At 35.8% G+C, this 14,767-nt stretch carries 19 protein-coding genes, 2 tRNA genes and 1 other RNA gene; 14 read left to right on the plus strand and 8 right to left on the minus strand.

What is annotated here, in order from left to right; translation table 11 throughout:
• Positions 1–14: 14 nt before the first annotated feature.
• From D1868_RS01800 to D1868_RS01815, 4 genes are read right to left on the minus strand one after another with little or no spacing between them, the layout of a single operon-like run.
• Positions 15–524, minus strand: a complete 510-nt coding sequence (locus tag D1868_RS01800) for an HIT family protein (RefSeq protein WP_156005068.1) — start codon at positions 522–524, stop codon at positions 15–17.
• Positions 525–584: 60 nt separating this feature from the next.
• Positions 585–1,556 carry a DNA repair and recombination protein RadA gene (gene radA / locus D1868_RS01805; RefSeq protein ID WP_156005069.1) on the minus strand — a complete coding sequence of 324 codons (972 nt, stop codon included), beginning with the start codon at positions 1,554–1,556 and terminating at the stop codon, positions 585–587.
• 60 nt (positions 1,557–1,616) lie between these two features.
• Positions 1,617–2,177: a hypothetical protein gene (locus tag D1868_RS01810; protein ID WP_156005070.1), complete on the minus strand. Its 561-nt coding sequence runs from the start codon at positions 2,175–2,177 to the stop codon at positions 1,617–1,619.
• On the minus strand, positions 2,156–3,160 hold the full coding sequence (locus D1868_RS01815) for an NOL1/NOP2/sun family putative RNA methylase (protein ID WP_156005071.1): 1,005 nt from the start codon (positions 3,158–3,160) through the stop codon (positions 2,156–2,158). Before D1868_RS01815 ends, D1868_RS01810 begins: the two co-directional genes overlap by 22 nt.
• A 6-nt stretch (positions 3,161–3,166) precedes the next feature.
• Here D1868_RS01815 and cyaB point away from each other — a divergent pair, with 6 nt between their 5' ends.
• From cyaB to D1868_RS01835, 4 genes are read left to right on the plus strand one after another with little or no spacing between them, the layout of a single operon-like run.
• Positions 3,167–3,721, plus strand: coding sequence for a class IV adenylate cyclase (cyaB, locus tag D1868_RS01820; protein WP_156005072.1), 555 nt, complete (start codon positions 3,167–3,169; stop codon positions 3,719–3,721).
• Positions 3,722–3,752: 31 nt separating this feature from the next.
• The gene (locus tag D1868_RS01825) at positions 3,753–4,523 is read left to right on the plus strand and encodes an SAM hydrolase/SAM-dependent halogenase family protein (RefSeq protein WP_231112517.1); all 771 of its coding nucleotides are present in this window, start codon (positions 3,753–3,755) and stop codon (positions 4,521–4,523) included.
• Positions 4,478–4,996: a nicotinamide-nucleotide adenylyltransferase gene (locus D1868_RS01830; RefSeq protein ID WP_156005074.1), complete on the plus strand. Its 519-nt coding sequence runs from the start codon at positions 4,478–4,480 to the stop codon at positions 4,994–4,996. The genes D1868_RS01825 and D1868_RS01830 overlap by 46 nt, the downstream gene beginning before the upstream one ends.
• A 42-nt stretch (positions 4,997–5,038) precedes the next feature.
• Complete coding sequence (locus tag D1868_RS01835; RefSeq protein ID WP_156005075.1) at positions 5,039–5,962, plus strand: acyl-CoA thioesterase; 924 nt, start codon at positions 5,039–5,041, stop codon at positions 5,960–5,962.
• Here the strand turns inward: D1868_RS01835 and D1868_RS01840 are convergent.
• Together D1868_RS01840 and D1868_RS01845 are read right to left on the minus strand one after the other, a co-directional pair.
• The gene (locus tag D1868_RS01840; protein ID WP_156005076.1) at positions 5,951–6,514 is read right to left on the minus strand and encodes an endonuclease dU; all 564 of its coding nucleotides are present in this window, start codon (positions 6,512–6,514) and stop codon (positions 5,951–5,953) included. The genes D1868_RS01835 and D1868_RS01840 overlap by 12 nt on opposite strands.
• Positions 6,486–7,676: a Cdc6/Cdc18 family protein gene (locus D1868_RS01845; RefSeq protein WP_156005077.1), complete on the minus strand. Its 1,191-nt coding sequence runs from the start codon at positions 7,674–7,676 to the stop codon at positions 6,486–6,488. The genes D1868_RS01840 and D1868_RS01845 overlap by 29 nt, the downstream gene beginning before the upstream one ends.
• 426 nt (positions 7,677–8,102) lie before the next feature.
• On the opposite strand from D1868_RS01845, the gene D1868_RS01850 reads away from it, so the two are divergent.
• The 7 genes from D1868_RS01850 (at position 8,103) to rnpB (ending at position 10,288) form a co-directional block, all read left to right on the plus strand.
• Positions 8,103–8,190, plus strand: a tRNA-Ala gene (locus D1868_RS01850).
• Positions 8,191–8,245: 55 nt separating this feature from the next.
• Positions 8,246–8,611: a hypothetical protein gene (locus tag D1868_RS01855; RefSeq protein ID WP_156005078.1), complete on the plus strand. Its 366-nt coding sequence runs from the start codon at positions 8,246–8,248 to the stop codon at positions 8,609–8,611.
• A gap of 11 nt (positions 8,612–8,622) precedes the next feature.
• Positions 8,623–8,814, plus strand: coding sequence for a hypothetical protein (locus D1868_RS01860; protein ID WP_156005079.1), 192 nt, complete (start codon positions 8,623–8,625; stop codon positions 8,812–8,814).
• Positions 8,753–9,061, plus strand: coding sequence for a transcription elongation factor (locus D1868_RS01865; RefSeq protein WP_156007918.1), 309 nt, complete (start codon positions 8,753–8,755; stop codon positions 9,059–9,061). The genes D1868_RS01860 and D1868_RS01865 overlap by 62 nt, the downstream gene beginning before the upstream one ends.
• The gene (locus D1868_RS01870; RefSeq protein WP_156005081.1) at positions 9,027–9,782 is read left to right on the plus strand and encodes a phosphoglycerol geranylgeranyltransferase; all 756 of its coding nucleotides are present in this window, start codon (positions 9,027–9,029) and stop codon (positions 9,780–9,782) included. Before D1868_RS01865 ends, D1868_RS01870 begins: the two co-directional genes overlap by 35 nt.
• 2 nt (positions 9,783–9,784) lie before the next feature.
• Positions 9,785–9,967, plus strand: coding sequence for a preprotein translocase subunit Sec61beta (locus tag D1868_RS01875; RefSeq protein ID WP_156005083.1), 183 nt, complete (start codon positions 9,785–9,787; stop codon positions 9,965–9,967).
• A 9-nt stretch (positions 9,968–9,976) separates the two neighbouring features.
• Positions 9,977–10,288, plus strand: an RNA gene (gene rnpB / locus D1868_RS01880) — RNase P RNA component.
• Between the two features lie 238 nt (positions 10,289–10,526).
• On the opposite strand, the gene D1868_RS01885 is transcribed toward rnpB, so the two are convergent.
• Positions 10,527–11,036, minus strand: coding sequence for a DUF367 family protein (locus tag D1868_RS01885; RefSeq protein ID WP_156005085.1), 510 nt, complete (start codon positions 11,034–11,036; stop codon positions 10,527–10,529).
• Between the two features lie 55 nt (positions 11,037–11,091).
• On the opposite strand from D1868_RS01885, the gene D1868_RS01890 reads away from it, so the two are divergent.
• Together D1868_RS01890 and D1868_RS01895 are read left to right on the plus strand one after the other, a co-directional pair.
• Positions 11,092–11,343, plus strand: coding sequence for an Lrp/AsnC ligand binding domain-containing protein (locus D1868_RS01890; protein WP_156005087.1), 252 nt, complete (start codon positions 11,092–11,094; stop codon positions 11,341–11,343).
• Positions 11,344–11,351: 8 nt separating this feature from the next.
• Entirely contained in the window at positions 11,352–12,632 is a 1,281-nt protein-coding gene (locus tag D1868_RS01895; protein ID WP_420824484.1) for a TiaS agmantine-binding domain-containing protein, read from the plus strand.
• Here the strand turns inward: D1868_RS01895 and D1868_RS01900 are convergent.
• Positions 12,633–12,718 (minus strand) — tRNA-Arg (locus D1868_RS01900).
• Positions 12,719–12,939: 221 nt separating this feature from the next.
• On the opposite strand from D1868_RS01900, the gene D1868_RS01905 reads away from it, so the two are divergent.
• Positions 12,940–14,760, plus strand: a complete 1,821-nt coding sequence (locus D1868_RS01905; RefSeq protein ID WP_196770291.1) for a ribosome biogenesis/translation initiation ATPase RLI — start codon at positions 12,940–12,942, stop codon at positions 14,758–14,760.
• Positions 14,761–14,767 lie beyond the last annotated feature (7 nt).

The following is a 14,767-nucleotide window of genomic DNA, read 5'->3' on the forward strand; positions in this document are numbered from 1 at the left end:
ACCCTCATCATTTTTCAGCGATCGAAGGCCTCATCCTCGTTATTGAACTCCTTGTATAACTTATTAAAGGTATCTTCTAATAGTTCTGGAAGTACCTTTATCCCGCCTATCACTGGCATGAAATTAGCATCACCGTTCCATCTCGGAACTATATGAACGTGAACGTGCTGATCTATACCTGCTCCGGCTACCCTCCCAATATTTATACCTAGATTAAATCCGTCCGGGGAATATACCTTCCTAAGGATTTTTATGGCTCTTTTTACTATAGAGAAGAGCTCTAAAGCCTCTTCATCAGATAATAACTCAATACTACTAACATGCCTATAGGGAACTACCATGATATGACCCGGATTATATGGGTAAGCGTTCAGTATTACAAAATTAAATTTGCCTCTATAAACTATTAAGTGTTCTTTATCATCAGTTGATTTTGGAAAATCACAGAAAATGCAAGAGTCATCTTTCTTTTTAGAAGCTTCTGAGATATATTTTGACCTCCAAGGAGCCCATAATACGTCCATACTTACCTAAACAATAAAAAGTAATGAGTAAATAAATAGTTTAAACCTTAATTTTGTAGTTTACTCCTCAGCATCTCTTATTCCTTCTTCAGTTATGGCAAATACAACTTCTCCTTCAGGCAAATGAGGAGCGTCTACTACTCTAGCTATTCTCTTATTTCCTCTACTCTTCTTTATTTGAATTCTGATACCTGGAACATGATATAAGGTATGACCTCCAACAGCTACAGTCGGATCTCCGTAAAACATATCTGGTCTCGCCATAACTTGATTGGTAATTATTGTAGCTATGTCATACATTTCAGCTAACCTAACTAGCTGGTGTAAGTGTTTGTTGAGCTTTTGCTGTCTTACAGCCAAGTTTTCTCTACCAGGGTACTCAGCCCTGAAATGTGACGTTACCGAATCTACAATTACTAATTTGATTGCTGGTTCTTTTGTAATCAGTTCTTGCAAATCCTCTACTATAGCCATTTGATGATCTGAATTAATAGCCCTCATATAGTATATGTTATTCATTGCAGTATCCGGATCTAATCCCACTGCTTTAGCCATAGCCTCTATTCTCTCCCATCTGAAAGTACCTTCAGTATCTATGTATACAGCCTTGCCGTTAAGACCGCCTTTTTCGGGCGGTAATTGAACATTAACACTAAGCTGATGACACAATTGTGTCTTTCCAGAACCGAACTCTCCAAAAAATTCCGTCATAGTTCTCGTTTCTATCCCTCCGCCTAAAAGTCCGTCTAATGCTTGACTGCTTGTTGTAATTTTCTTAGTATTCATTCTTTCTTTTTTAACCTCAAGAGCTGTCTTGAATCTAATATCTAATGCTTCTCTAGCTTCTTTTATTATTCTTTGTGCTGTAGTTTGTGGAATTCCAGCAGCTACACTTAAGTCTTGTGGTGATGCTACTGCTACTGCTTCTAGTGTGGAATAACCCGCCTCTATCAACTTATTAAGTATACTTTGTCCTATTCCAGGTAAATCGGATAGGCTCTTTACTTTCTTTCCATCACCGTTTGTTGACATATACCAAATCACCAACCGTAAAATCTAAAGTATATACTTTCTACAGATACCTAATAAACATTATTTTCCCTCTCTTAAATACCAACCTATATCTAAATCAGGTATTATCTCTATGAATTTTTTCTTTATTTTAACCCTAGCAAAAGCTACAAAAATACCGTCTTCTGAGTATATTAAATATTTTTTATTATCTGTCAACTCACAAGTGGCTTTAACATCCCTAAAATTAATCAATACGGATTTACCGTAGGTAAGTTTCTCTACTAACTTTGAATTATTTAAGAAAATTTTATTTTTACAAACTTGCGATAAGTACTCAGACATAAGTAAAAGTGGATACGCCTTTCCTTTCACGACCTTTGCGATAGGTTCTCCTATTGAGTAAGGATATAGATCAACTTCCCTAAGTTTAGTAAGAATTTCATTTAATTTATCATAGTTTTTACTAGAAAAAACCTCTATCTGATCAAAGCTGGAGGAAAAGAGAAATATCTCCTTGTCTTTAAAAAGCTGAGAGAACCTTAGATTATCACAATTGTAACTTTTAAGTATTTGTTCTACTATGGAAAGAAACTCATCAAGAGAAATACGCCTATAGTCTAGTTTTTTCTTAGCCTGCAAACAAAAAACCCCTCTGTATGTGATTTATGCGGGTAAAACCTTATACAATTTTTAACTTCAGAGCTGAATTTCACATTCATGAACTCTTCTAATCCAGGATTAGCCGGGTACCCTTCAATTTTATCCGTCTTCATCCCTAGTTCTTCAATGGCAAAATTTACTACCGCCTCATCCTCTTCTGGGGCTATACTACATGTGGAATAAACTAATATACCTTCTTCCTCAAGAAGTAAATAAGCAGTTGTAATAAGCTTAAGCTGCTCCTCGAAAAAGATTTTCAAGTCGGACATACTCGTCTTTGTCTTTCTACTAGGATCTTCAGGAATTAGACCCTCCCCACTACATGGAGCATCCAGTAATATTTTTGAAAATTTCATTGAGGTTTTAATTAAGTTTTTAGAATCTGTCCGAAGTAAAATAACATTCTTAGCCTTCATTCTATTAATATTAGACATTAAGCTTCTAATTCTATCTCTAGATTTTTCTACTGCTAGAATTAATCCTTTATTACGCATTAACTGTGACAATTGCGTTGTTTTACTCCCCGGTGAAGCTGCCATATCAAGAACTAGGTCATTTTCAAGCGGAGATAAAACATAAGGTGGAACCATTGAAGCAAGACCTTGTATATAATAATATCCGGACAAATATTCTATTGTAGCGCCTAAAGAGGGAGTTTTTGGTTGTTTTATAACTTTATAACCATGTGGAAGCCATTTAACTTTCTCCAACTTAAAGCCCTTATTTTCTAGTCTTGATACAAGTCTCTCACAATCTATCAAAAGGTCATTACATCTAATACTCTTTACAAGCGGTACACTACAATGATACAGAAAATCTTCTAGCTCGTCTTCCATCATATGAATATATCTTTCAATCATATAATCTAGGAAGCCGTACTTTCTAGCTAATTGTTTCGCTCTAAATGAGGGTGAGACTATGAATAACTTCTCGTACCTTTTTATATACTCGTTAATATTCATTTTTTGATGGCACACATAGAAAGGGAAGTTAAAATAAAATTATTTAGCCCACCTTTAAGAGTCTTACTAACAAAGCTAAAAAATAAGTATATTTTTCTAGGAGAAGAGACCCAAAAAGACATATATTACAATAGTCCAATTAGAGATTTTCGCCAAACCGACGAGGCCTTAAGAATAAGGAAAAGTAACGGAAAGATAGAACTTACCTACAAAGGACCTAAACTATCCTCACAAAGTAAATCCAGGTTAGAAATAAACGTCGAGATCTCTAGCCCTGAGGATATGGACAGAATTTTACAGAATTTGGGATTTAAAAAGGTAATAGAGCTAGAGAAAACCAGATGGAACTTTAAGGCAAACAATTACACAATTTCTCTTGATAGTGTCAAAGGATTGGGAGATTTCTTGGAGATTGAAGGAATTGACGTCGACGAGGAGAGTTTGTTAAACTTTGTTAATAATTTCTTACACGAAAACGATATAACAGGAGAGCGTACACTTAAATCTTATCTCGAACTTATGGTGGAGAAAATTGAGAAAACAAATAGCAATCCTAACTGACTTTGGAATTTCCGATAATTATAACGGAGTGATGGAGGCAGTAATTAGAAAGTTTAACCCAGAGATAGAAATTACTTATATCACTCCTCAAGCAAAGGAATTTAACATTTATAGTGGAGCATACTTACTCTACACTGCATATAAATACTTTAGAAGGGGAACAATATTTCTAGTAGTCATAGATCCCGGTGTTGGTACATCTAGAAAACCCCTTATTATTAAATCTACTAATTACTTCTTTGTAGGACCTGATAACGGAGTCCTATTTCCTGCAGCTAACGAAGATCGAATAAAATCGATTATATGGATAAAAAATCCCAGATTGTACCTTTCAAAAAGGATTTCCAATACTTTTCACGGCAGGGATATCTTCGCGGTAACGACGGCTCTATTGTCCCTAGGAGTTGATATGAAGATATTCGGTGAGGAAATAAGTCAAATCACAAATCTAGATTTTGAATATAAATTAGAGAAAATAGCTGAAAATAAATTGAAAGCCTGTGGTAAAGTCATTTACGTAGATCATTTCGGAAACGTCACTACATCAATAAGGATAGATAAGGATCTTTTAGTGAACATAAACGGAAAACTAATACTTAAAGACGGGCAAGAGTATGAATTACACCAAGTAAAGACTTTTGGAGAAAGTTATGGACAAGAACTTTTGGTATATAAAAACGGATATTCATTTATTGAGATCGGAATTAATAAGGGGAGTGCCTTTCATATTCTTAATCTGCGAGAAGGTGATGAAGTCTGCGTAGAGGTCTTTACCCAGGTAGATTTCAACCCTTCCACTTAGGACATCTCCAGGTGGTTAAATGGACTCTTCAGAGAGTTGACGAGCTTATAATCGTTATTGGTAGCGCTCAGGAAAGTCACACACTCTCTAATCCTTTCACAGCTGGAGAAAGAATGGAGATGATAAGGAGAGCCCTAGAAGGTAGTAACATTGATCTATCTCTCATATACTTTGTTCCTATACCGGACATCTTAATGAACAGTGTATGGGTTTACCATGTAAAATCTTTCTCCCCTAAATTCGATGTTATTATAAGTAGGAATCCTCTAGTTATGCGACTATTCAAAGAAGCTGGTTATGAGGTTATTGAACCGCCTGCATATGACAGGAAGATATACAACTCGACTTTTATCAGAAGGTTAATAATAGAAAACAACAACGAATGGGAGAAACTAGTTCCAGCTGAAGTATCTGCTTACATTCATGAGATAAGAGGGGATGAAAGATTAAGGTCTATTGCGGGTTTCTCCTAATCTTTATATACACCAGTAAGAACTATGAAAATGGGAATCTGAATGTATAAGATTGACACTTATTACAACGTTTTCCCTTGGCATGCAAATCATTTCGGAAGCTTACATGGTGGCATATATATGAATTGGTTAATCGACACTAGCGGGCTCTTAATGTCAAATGTGAGCCGCGGTAATTATTTACTCGCATCTGTTGATTATATTTATCTGTTTAAACCTGCAAGAGTAGGAGACGTTATAAGAGTAGTAGCCGAGACTACAGCAGGTTGGGAGAGCTCTGTTGAAATTAAAGTTAAAGCATGTATAAAGAGGGGAGAAAAAGAGGAATTAGGAGCACTAGGGCTCACTACTTATGTAGCTGTTGACGAGAATGGTAGACCTAGAAAGTTACCTGTGAAAATAGGCTCAGACGAAGAGGCAAATAAAAGAAGGGAGAAAAGGATAGAGAAAAAGAAAAAGGACATTTTAGATCAAGAGGATTTGTTACCTGGAATGACCTTCGGTAAAAGTTATATAAGAACAATATATCCGGAACACGGATTCGGAAATGGAATACTTTATGCAGGTAAAATGTACACAATGTTGGATGAAGCACTTGCAATAGTAGCAAAACTTTACAGCAGAGGAAATGTATTCACTGGAAGCGCGGGAGCCGCAAACTTCTTGTCCCCCGTTAGAATAGGGGATATATTAGAGATTCAGGCTGCTGTAGAGTATACCGGAAATACATCCTTGGACGTAGGTGCTAAGGTTTTCGCCATAAATCATTATACAGGTGAAAAAAGATTAGTCACCAGAACAGTATTCTCATTTGTAGCCATAGACGAAAATGCCAAGCCTAAACCTATCCAAAAAATAACGCCTGGAACTGAGAAAGAGAAGAAAATATTTGAGGAAAGACTTAAGGAAAGAGAAGAAAGGATAAAATTATCAAAGGCACTTCAAGAGACAGAACTATGTCAATAATTTTTTAGTAAGAAGGAACCTTGAAAGAGAACTTGCAATAGTATGTGCAGTCCTAAGTGGCTCCGGCTCTTTAACGTAAATTTGATAATAACTAATCAATTTAGAAGCGTAAGGTAAGCTAAGATTAGTGCTAATGTATACGTTTCCTTTTTTAGTAGGTAGTAAAACTAAATTTTCTAAAACATTTAAAATAATACTAGTCCTTTTATCACCGCTAAAATGCTTTAAAAGTGCATGTGTCACGTCCTTTATATCGGGTATCCTAGAATAAAATATTATGTAATTGATACCATAATTCCTTAATTCCTCTGGATCCAAGTAATTAAACCCGCCTAGGGTTATCCCATCTGTGAAGACTACTTCACAACCTTCTAAAATGTTCCTAAGCTTTGATGTCCCATCATCACCATCAACTAAAATTAAGTCAAAATCAATCCCTATGAGCCGTTTGCCGTTATATTTTGAAGATAAAAGAACAGTTTTTCCTTTACCACCCTTAAACTCAAGCGGAAAATAACCATCGTCAACTCCACAAACTTGCAATTCTCTCATCACTTTCTACAATAGCTTTATAAATAATGTCTTCGCTGACAGCCAGGTTTATTTCCTTAGTTTTACCATATCTTCCTCTATTAACTACTTTAGCTGTAATTATCCCTACCATATCTAACTCATTTAGAATATCACTTACTCTCCTTTGGGTCACGTTTTCTACTCCTATCTTATTTGCTAACTTAAGATATATCTCATAAACTTCTCCAGTAGTCAACGTAGATTTACTCTTTAACCCCTTTAGAATAGCTGTCAAGACTAATTTAGAATGAAAAGGAAGAGTAGAAAGAACTTCATAAACCCTATCCCTCTCTATTTCCACTCTAGCCTTCTCAACCTCAGTAACCGTTATTTTGTCTTTACCTTCTCTTTCTGCTATTTCTCCTGCAACCCTTAGAAGATCAAGAGCTCTTCTCGCATCACCGTGATCTCTTGCTGCCAAAGCTGCACAAAGTCTTATTACCTCGTCACTTATAGCTTCCTCGTATATGGCAAATTTGGCTCTTTGTTTAAGAATATCTTCTAATTCTTCTGCGTTATAAGGGGGAAATACTAATTCTTCTTCACTTAAACTACTTTTAACTCGTGGATCCAATGTTTCAATAAACTTAACATCGTTAGTGATCCCTATCAACGATATCAATGACTTACCGAGTTCATTATTAGCACGTGTAAACCTGTAAAGTATATCATCACCGTGCTTTTTTACCATTGCATCGATCTCATCAAGCACAATTACTACAATGGAATCAATGTCATTTAATTTTTTTAGTAATCTTCTAAAAAGTTCAGCTGTAGAAAGTCCAGTAAACGGTACCTTACTGTTTAAGCTTTCTAATATATCCGCTAAAATTCTGTATGGAGTATCACTTTGCCTAGTATTTACATAAACATAAGTGAAGTTAGAAGGAAATCTCTTGTGCAGATTCTTTAATACGAACTTTGTAACAGCAGTTTTACCTGTTCCTGTTAAACCATATATAAATATGTTACTAGGCTTTTCAGACCTTACCAAAGGAGACATTATTTCTACTAATTTTCGTATTTGAGTTTCTCGGTGAGGTAGAGTTTCGGGAACGTAATCTGGTAGGAGTAGTTCTCTGGCTTTGAATATCTTGCCCTTGCTCAGAGACGATAACACTTGGTCGATTATATCACTCATTATTTACTGTAATTACGTCAATATTTCTTTTAACCTTTAACTCCCCGGTAAATCACCCCTCTATTTCCACTGGAGACAATAAAGTATTATGATAAACATCTCCCCCTCTATTTCCACTGGAAATGAAGATTAGACTAAACTATGATGATTACAGATTGTAATTTACTGCAGTTTGTATAATAGCATGGATTTTTACAACGATTTTGTTTTATAGGATGAAATAATGTGTCCAGTTGAAACACAGGGGTAGTGATGACCTGGGTTTATAATAAATAAATCTAATAAAGTACGTAAAGTTGTATTATTTTCATGTCGATTATCAATTTATTTCCTTTGTTTTCCAACTCACTTTGTTACTAAACGAACAACTCTATGACGAGGTTAAGGAAGAAAGATTTAATTATTAAGATTAACACTTTTGATAATGGGCCGGTAGCTCAGCCTGGAAGAGTGCTCGGTTGGCATCGATAAGCCAAAATCCGAGAGGTCCCGGGTTCAAATCCCGGCCGGTCCACCTTCTATCTATGATGTAACATATAAATATAATTACCATCGTCAGAATACTTATAGTGAAAAGTTTAACAGTAAAGGCAAAAGAAGCTGCTCTCATAGAGAATAGGATTATTAAAATAACTTTAACGAATTCATTATTTGCCATATATGTATTCATGGGTAAGGATAAGGATTATATACTCTCTGAGAATTATTGCTCTTGTCCTCACTTCTATTACCGCATCTTCAGAAAAAATCCAATTGTAGAAAAACGAGTGAATATAGAGAACTCAAAATGCTATCATTTACAGGCTTTGGAATTGGCATTAGAAAAAGATAAGGTAAGGTCTATTTATGTCGATCTAGTTACTATGAGAGAGATTTTATTAGAGATTTATAGTATGGATAAGTCATTTATACTAAGAAAGCTAGTTATGAGATGAGGTTATATATCTTGGCTTTATCTCCGTTAGAGTTAGCATATCTTGGTGTTATAGGTACGTTAATAGCAGGGATCGTATATGTTATCTTTGTAGAAGTGTTTAATACTGGAATTAGGATAAAGATAGGTGGTGAAGGGAAGAGTGGGAGGAAGAAGGAAAAAAAGAAAGCAACTCCTTCAAAAGCCAAAACCAAAAATACCTGATATCTTTGAGTGCCCCAGATGTGGAAAAGTAGCTCTCAGCGTTACAATTAAAGATGGAAAAGCTAAAATAAAGTGCGGTAGTTGCGGATTACAAGCTGAGTTTGATGTTCCACCAGTTTACGATCAAGCTAATGCATATGGTAAGTTTATCGATTTATATTATGAGGGAAAGATTGAAATTTTATCAAGTAGTAGTGAGGAGAAGACTGAAGATGAGACTAAAGGGGAAAGTGAAGAGTTACATTAGAGAGAAACTTAACGATGGTAAAGTTATTCACTTTTCATTGTTCGATCCCGACAAGGTAGATGAAAACCAAGTTTATTATTTGGGCAAAAAATTAGTGGAAGCCGGAACTGATGCTTTTCTAATAGGAGGTACTCTAGGAGTTTCACAGGAGAAATTAGATAAAATCATATCGAGCTTAACAGAATTTGGTTTACCTACGATTATATTTCCAAGTAACGTAAATCTGATCTCAAGTAAAGCCGATGCAATTCTTTTTATGTCGTTACTAAATTCTGATGATTTATATTACGTTGTCGGTGCACAATTAGTAGCTGCTCCAATTATAAAGAAATTAGGACTCGAGGTTTTACCTACAGCATACATTATTATAGGTCATGGTGGAACTGCTGCACATGTTGGTAAAGCTAGAGTAATACCATATGAGAATATTGAATTAATTTTAGCTTACTCTTTAATGGCCAGGTATATGGGGATGGAGTTCATATATTTGGAAGCTGGATCTGGAGCTCCAAAGACAATTAATCCTTTAGCTATTAAAGCTGTAAAAAGCAATGTAGATGATGCTATAATCATAGTAGGAGGCGGTATAAGAGATGAAGAGAGCGGAAAACTTCTAGCAAGCGCTGGTGCAGATATTATAGTTACTGGTAATATTATTGAACAAGATTCAGAGAAAGCCTTAAAAATTATAAAAGAAATCAAAAGTATGAGGAGAAAATAGATATGCCTTCTAGTAAAAAGAGAAAGAAAGAAACAGTACCTTTGGTTTCAATGGCAGGTTTGATTAGATATTATGAAGAAGAAAGAGAGAAGGTTAAGGTATCTCCTACAATTCTAATTATAGCTTCTATTGCCATAATAGCAGGAGTAATACTAGCGTCAATTTTAATTCCTCCTCCAGTGTAAAATATAAGGGGAGCCTACCAGGGGGATACGGGGTAATATACCCTGAGGAAACTCCGGCCTCCAGATCCCCAGGGAAGTCGTATAAGACAAGGGTAGAACCCTTGGCTACGGAACAGAAACGAGACCGGTATAATGGAAGATGAAAATGAGATAACCCCTAGCTTAGGTGACTAAGCTAGGGGATCGAGATCCATTATACCGGTTGAAACGGCCGACCTTCTCGGAGCAAGTAGAGAAGGAGATGAATAGGGGATCTGATCCTTCTCTTGACGCTAAGTCGAATTCCCCCTAAATACAGAAGCCGGGTTATTGGTAGGCTCCGTTTGTCCCTACACTTTCATTTCACTCATTTTATGTTCGTGATCAATGTAGGGACTTAGCCCTCAACCTTGTGGACACATAGTCCGCAAAGGTCATGGGTCTCCTTCGAGCCAAAAGGCATTTGCTCACATCTCCGTGTAAGCCTGCAGGGCTTGTGGCATTGCCACCATCACCCTGCAGGGTTTGAGCATCTCGTTCAAATTAATTCAGGATAAACGAACATAAAAGATTTCCATTATTACGAAAAAGGATTCAGCCCTAAGATCTTATCTATTATTTCCTTCTCTACCTTAAGTATTTCCTTCTCTTTTCTACCCCTATAGGCTTCAAGTATTTCCTTGTTTAATTCTAAAAAAGTATGCCCCCATTTTATAGTATTTAATAGCTTCATTGCTTCATTTACTTCATCTAGAATATATAGTGCTGAAGCAAGAGCCTCCAACGTCGACAATTTATATGCTATTGCGTAATGAGTGGGGTTTCCTGCGAAAAGAACAGGTAATCTCCTATGTGTATTTTTCTTTATAAAGGTTTTCTCATTAATAATGTTCCACGACGCATCTAAAGCAGTAATACCCTCTTTAAGAGCTAGTTCTTTATCATCTATAGATAAAGTTGTTCTTGAAAAAGGATCTAGAACTATTCCCATTTCATGTTTAGTTAACTTAGCAAAACCTAAACGTACTAGTTTTTTACCGGTGCATTTCTTAGGATCATCTTGGTCATAATCTATAATAAATAGCTTCATTAATTGTCATAAAATTATTATAACTTTATTGCTAATAAACCTTCTTGGGTCAAAATTGGCATCTGCGATAGTTCTCATTAATACGGATGCTGGAGGAGAAGAAGAAGTGTTCGATAAATTAAAAAACATGAAAGAGATAACTGAGGTTCATGTAGTTTATGGAGTGTATGATATAGTTGCTAAAGTTGAAGCTGATTCATTAGATAAATTAAAGGATTTTGTAACTAATACTGTAAGGAAATTACCTAAGGTGAGATCAACATTAACAATGATAATAGTGGAAGGCAAGAGCGTAGTAAAGAAGTAATTTTAGGTATTGATGATCATGATTCTCCAGTAGCAGGATGTACTACACATTTTTCTGTGTTGTTAATGCGTTATTTGAGAGAAAAATATAACGTGATTTTTACCGATTTTCCCTATCTTGTTAGATTAAATCCAAATATACCGTGGAAAACCAGAGGTAACGCAAGTATTAGACTATCCTTTAGAACTGACATAGACATTAAAGAGATAGCTGAGGAAATTTGGCAAAAATCATTAGAGTATGTGGAAGAGATATCAAAGGCTGTGAAATTTAATAGGAAACCTGGGATTGCAATTACATTTGCCGAGACTGCTAACTATTTAAATAAATTTTACGAGAAGGCTGTAAAAGATGTGGTAACGATGGATTTAGCCAGAAAGATTGCCGAGAGATATGGAATAATAGTGAAGGGGGACAGAGGGATAATAGGAAGTATTGCATCTTTAGGTTTTAATCCAGCAGTAAGCGGTTATACATACGAGATATTAACGTATAGGAATGATAACGAGCCTCGTAGAGTTGATGAGAAATCTGTAATAGAATTCGATGAAAAGAATTTTCCTCATACCTTTGCAAATTATGATTATATAGAAAAGAAGATTCAAATAGTATCGCACGGTGAAGATCCTGTATTATATGGGGTTAGGGGTACAGATGCTAGAATCCTTATAAAAGCTTTAGAACAAATTAAAGTTTCTAGCAAAATTTTTGGAGCTATGTTATTTAAGACAAATCAAGCTACTAATTCTCACATTTCTAGAAAAGGTACATATTATCAGACTGTACAAATGTCTGTGACTGTTAAATCGGTCAAAATCTTACAAGGAGGTGACGTTCTAGTTAATACTAAGGAGAACACACCAATAATATTTTATAAAGAAACTGGGGAGTTAAATGAGGCTTCCAAACTACTAAGAGAAGGAGACGAAGTATTGGTTACAGGTTGCATAAAACCATCAAGCTATTTTAAGAAAGTAATTGAAGCCGAAAGTATTAAGATTATAAACCTAAACTCATTTGAACCTGTAAACCCTAGGTGTCCTAAGTGCGGTAGTTCTACAGAGTCTTTAGGAAAGAATAAGGGATTTAGATGCAGAAAATGTGGATATAAATTTCCTGGAGATAAACAGAAGAAAGAGATACGAAGAGGGTTATTAACTGATGTCCTCTATCAATCTAGGAAATATAGACATCTTACCAGACCTATTTTTTTAGAGTCTAGTAGTGATCCTTACGATATTACTACTAAAAACGATCTGATAAACTATCTATTGTACTATCATAATTAACGGGCCCGCCGGGATTTGAACCCGGGACCACCGGCTTTCTTCAAGTTCCGGAGGCCGGTGCTCTATCCTGGCTGAGCTACGGGCCCAATAATTAATTTTCTAAGAGAAAGTTAATAAGCTGAAGTAAATAGGAAATTTTTTAAGGATATTGTAAGTGTGATGTTTTGGTGAATAGATTGGTATTTGAAGAGGATTGGGAAGAAGATTTTGACGAGTTTGACGAAGAGGAGGATTGGGAAGAAGAGGAGGATTGGGAAGAGGAAGAGTGGTAATTTCATAATTTTTTATTATCCTATTTTAAGTGGGGATTGTAGTGCGAGTTGCGGTATTAAACTACGATTATTGTAAGCCTGATAAGTGTAATACCGAATGTATTACCTTCTGTCCTATTAACAAATCTGGCAGTAAGGCAATCGAATTATCAGATCTCGTAAAAGGAAAGCCGGTAATATATGAAGAGACTTGTATTGGTTGTGGTATTTGCATTAAGAAATGTCCGTTTGGAGCTATTGATATAGTAAACTTACCTGACGAGTTTGGTAAAGAAGAGATCCATAGGTACAAGGTTAACGGTTTTAAGTTATTCGGGCTTATCACTCCTAAGAGGGGTTACATAATAGGTCTTTTGGGCAAGAATAGTACGGGGAAGTCTACGATTTTACGTATCTTAAGTGGGGATCTAATACCAAACTTTGGTGATCCTCAGGCTAAATTGACTAAAGAGCAAGTGTTGGAGAGATTTAAGGGGAAAGAGCTTTACGACTACTTTTACTCTTTATATAATGAGAAACTGAGAGTAATACATAAAATTCAGTACGTTGAATATGCCAGTAAATTCTTAAAGGGAACTGTTAGCTCTCTACTATCTAAGATCGATGAAAGGGGTAAATTAGATGAAGTAAAGAGATTACTAAACCTCACCCCTTTCTGGGAAAAAGACGTGAAATATTTAAGTGGTGGAGAGCTACAAAAGCTCTTAGTAGCTGCTGCATTAGTAAGAGAAGCCGATGTTTATCTCTTTGACGAACCTTCCTCATATCTGGACATAAGAGAAAGAATAAACATGGCTAATTCAATCAGGGAACTCACAAAGGGAAAGTACGTAGTCGTAGTCGAACATGACCTTATAGTACTAGATTATCTAACAGATCTAATAAACATAGTATATGGTAAAAGTTCAGTTTACGGCAGAGTGTCAAAGACCTATACCAGCAGAGTAGGAATAAATAATTTCCTTAAAGGGTATTTGCCTGCTGAAAACATGCAAATAAGACCAGATGAAATAAAGTTTAACTTGAAAGAGTTAACAGATTTAGACTTAAACGCTAACGCTCAACCTAAGGTAATTTGGACTAATATGTTTAAGAAGTTAGAGGGATTTAGCCTTGAAGTTGATGAAGGTTATGCTAGAGAAGGTGAGGTAATAGGCATAGTGGGGCCAAATGGCATAGGAAAGACAACTTTTATGAGAATTTTAGTTTCGGAGATAAAGCCCGACGAAGGGCAAGTTCTAACTGAGGGTTTATCATTATCATATAAGCCGCAAAGAATAGCTCCGAATTTTGACGGTACTGTTCAAGAGTTCTTAGAAAACGTTAGGAAGGACGTTCTATCTTCATCTAATTGGTTCTTTGAGGAGGTAGTCAAAAGGCTTAACTTACATAGAATATTAGAATCGAAAGTTTCAGACCTTAGTGGTGGAGAGTTACAAAAATTATATGTAACAGCGGCATTAGCTAAAGAAGCTGATGTATATGTAATAGATGAACCTTCTTCGTATTTAGATGTAGAGGAACGATACGTGGTAGCAAAGGCAATAAAGAGAGTCACTAGGGAGAGAAAAAGCGTAACTTTTATGGTAGATCACGATCTAGCTCTTCATGACTATATCGCAGATAGAGTAATGGTATTCTCAGGGATTCCGGGTTTGAGAGGGCATGCTAAAAAGCCCCAAAGCCTTAGTTCCGGTATGAACGAGTTCCTTAAAGAGCTAGGAATAACATTTAGAAGAGATATGGATAGCGGTAGGCCTAGAGTAAATAAGCCAGGGAGTTATCTAGATAGAATTCAGAAGGAAAACAATGAATATTACTCAATGAAATTAGTTAGAGAGGAAAGTAATACGTAAAATTTTT

It is taken from the genome of Stygiolobus azoricus, assembly GCF_009729035.1.
Classification (GTDB): Archaea; Thermoproteota; Thermoprotei_A; order Sulfolobales; family Sulfolobaceae; genus Stygiolobus; species Stygiolobus azoricus.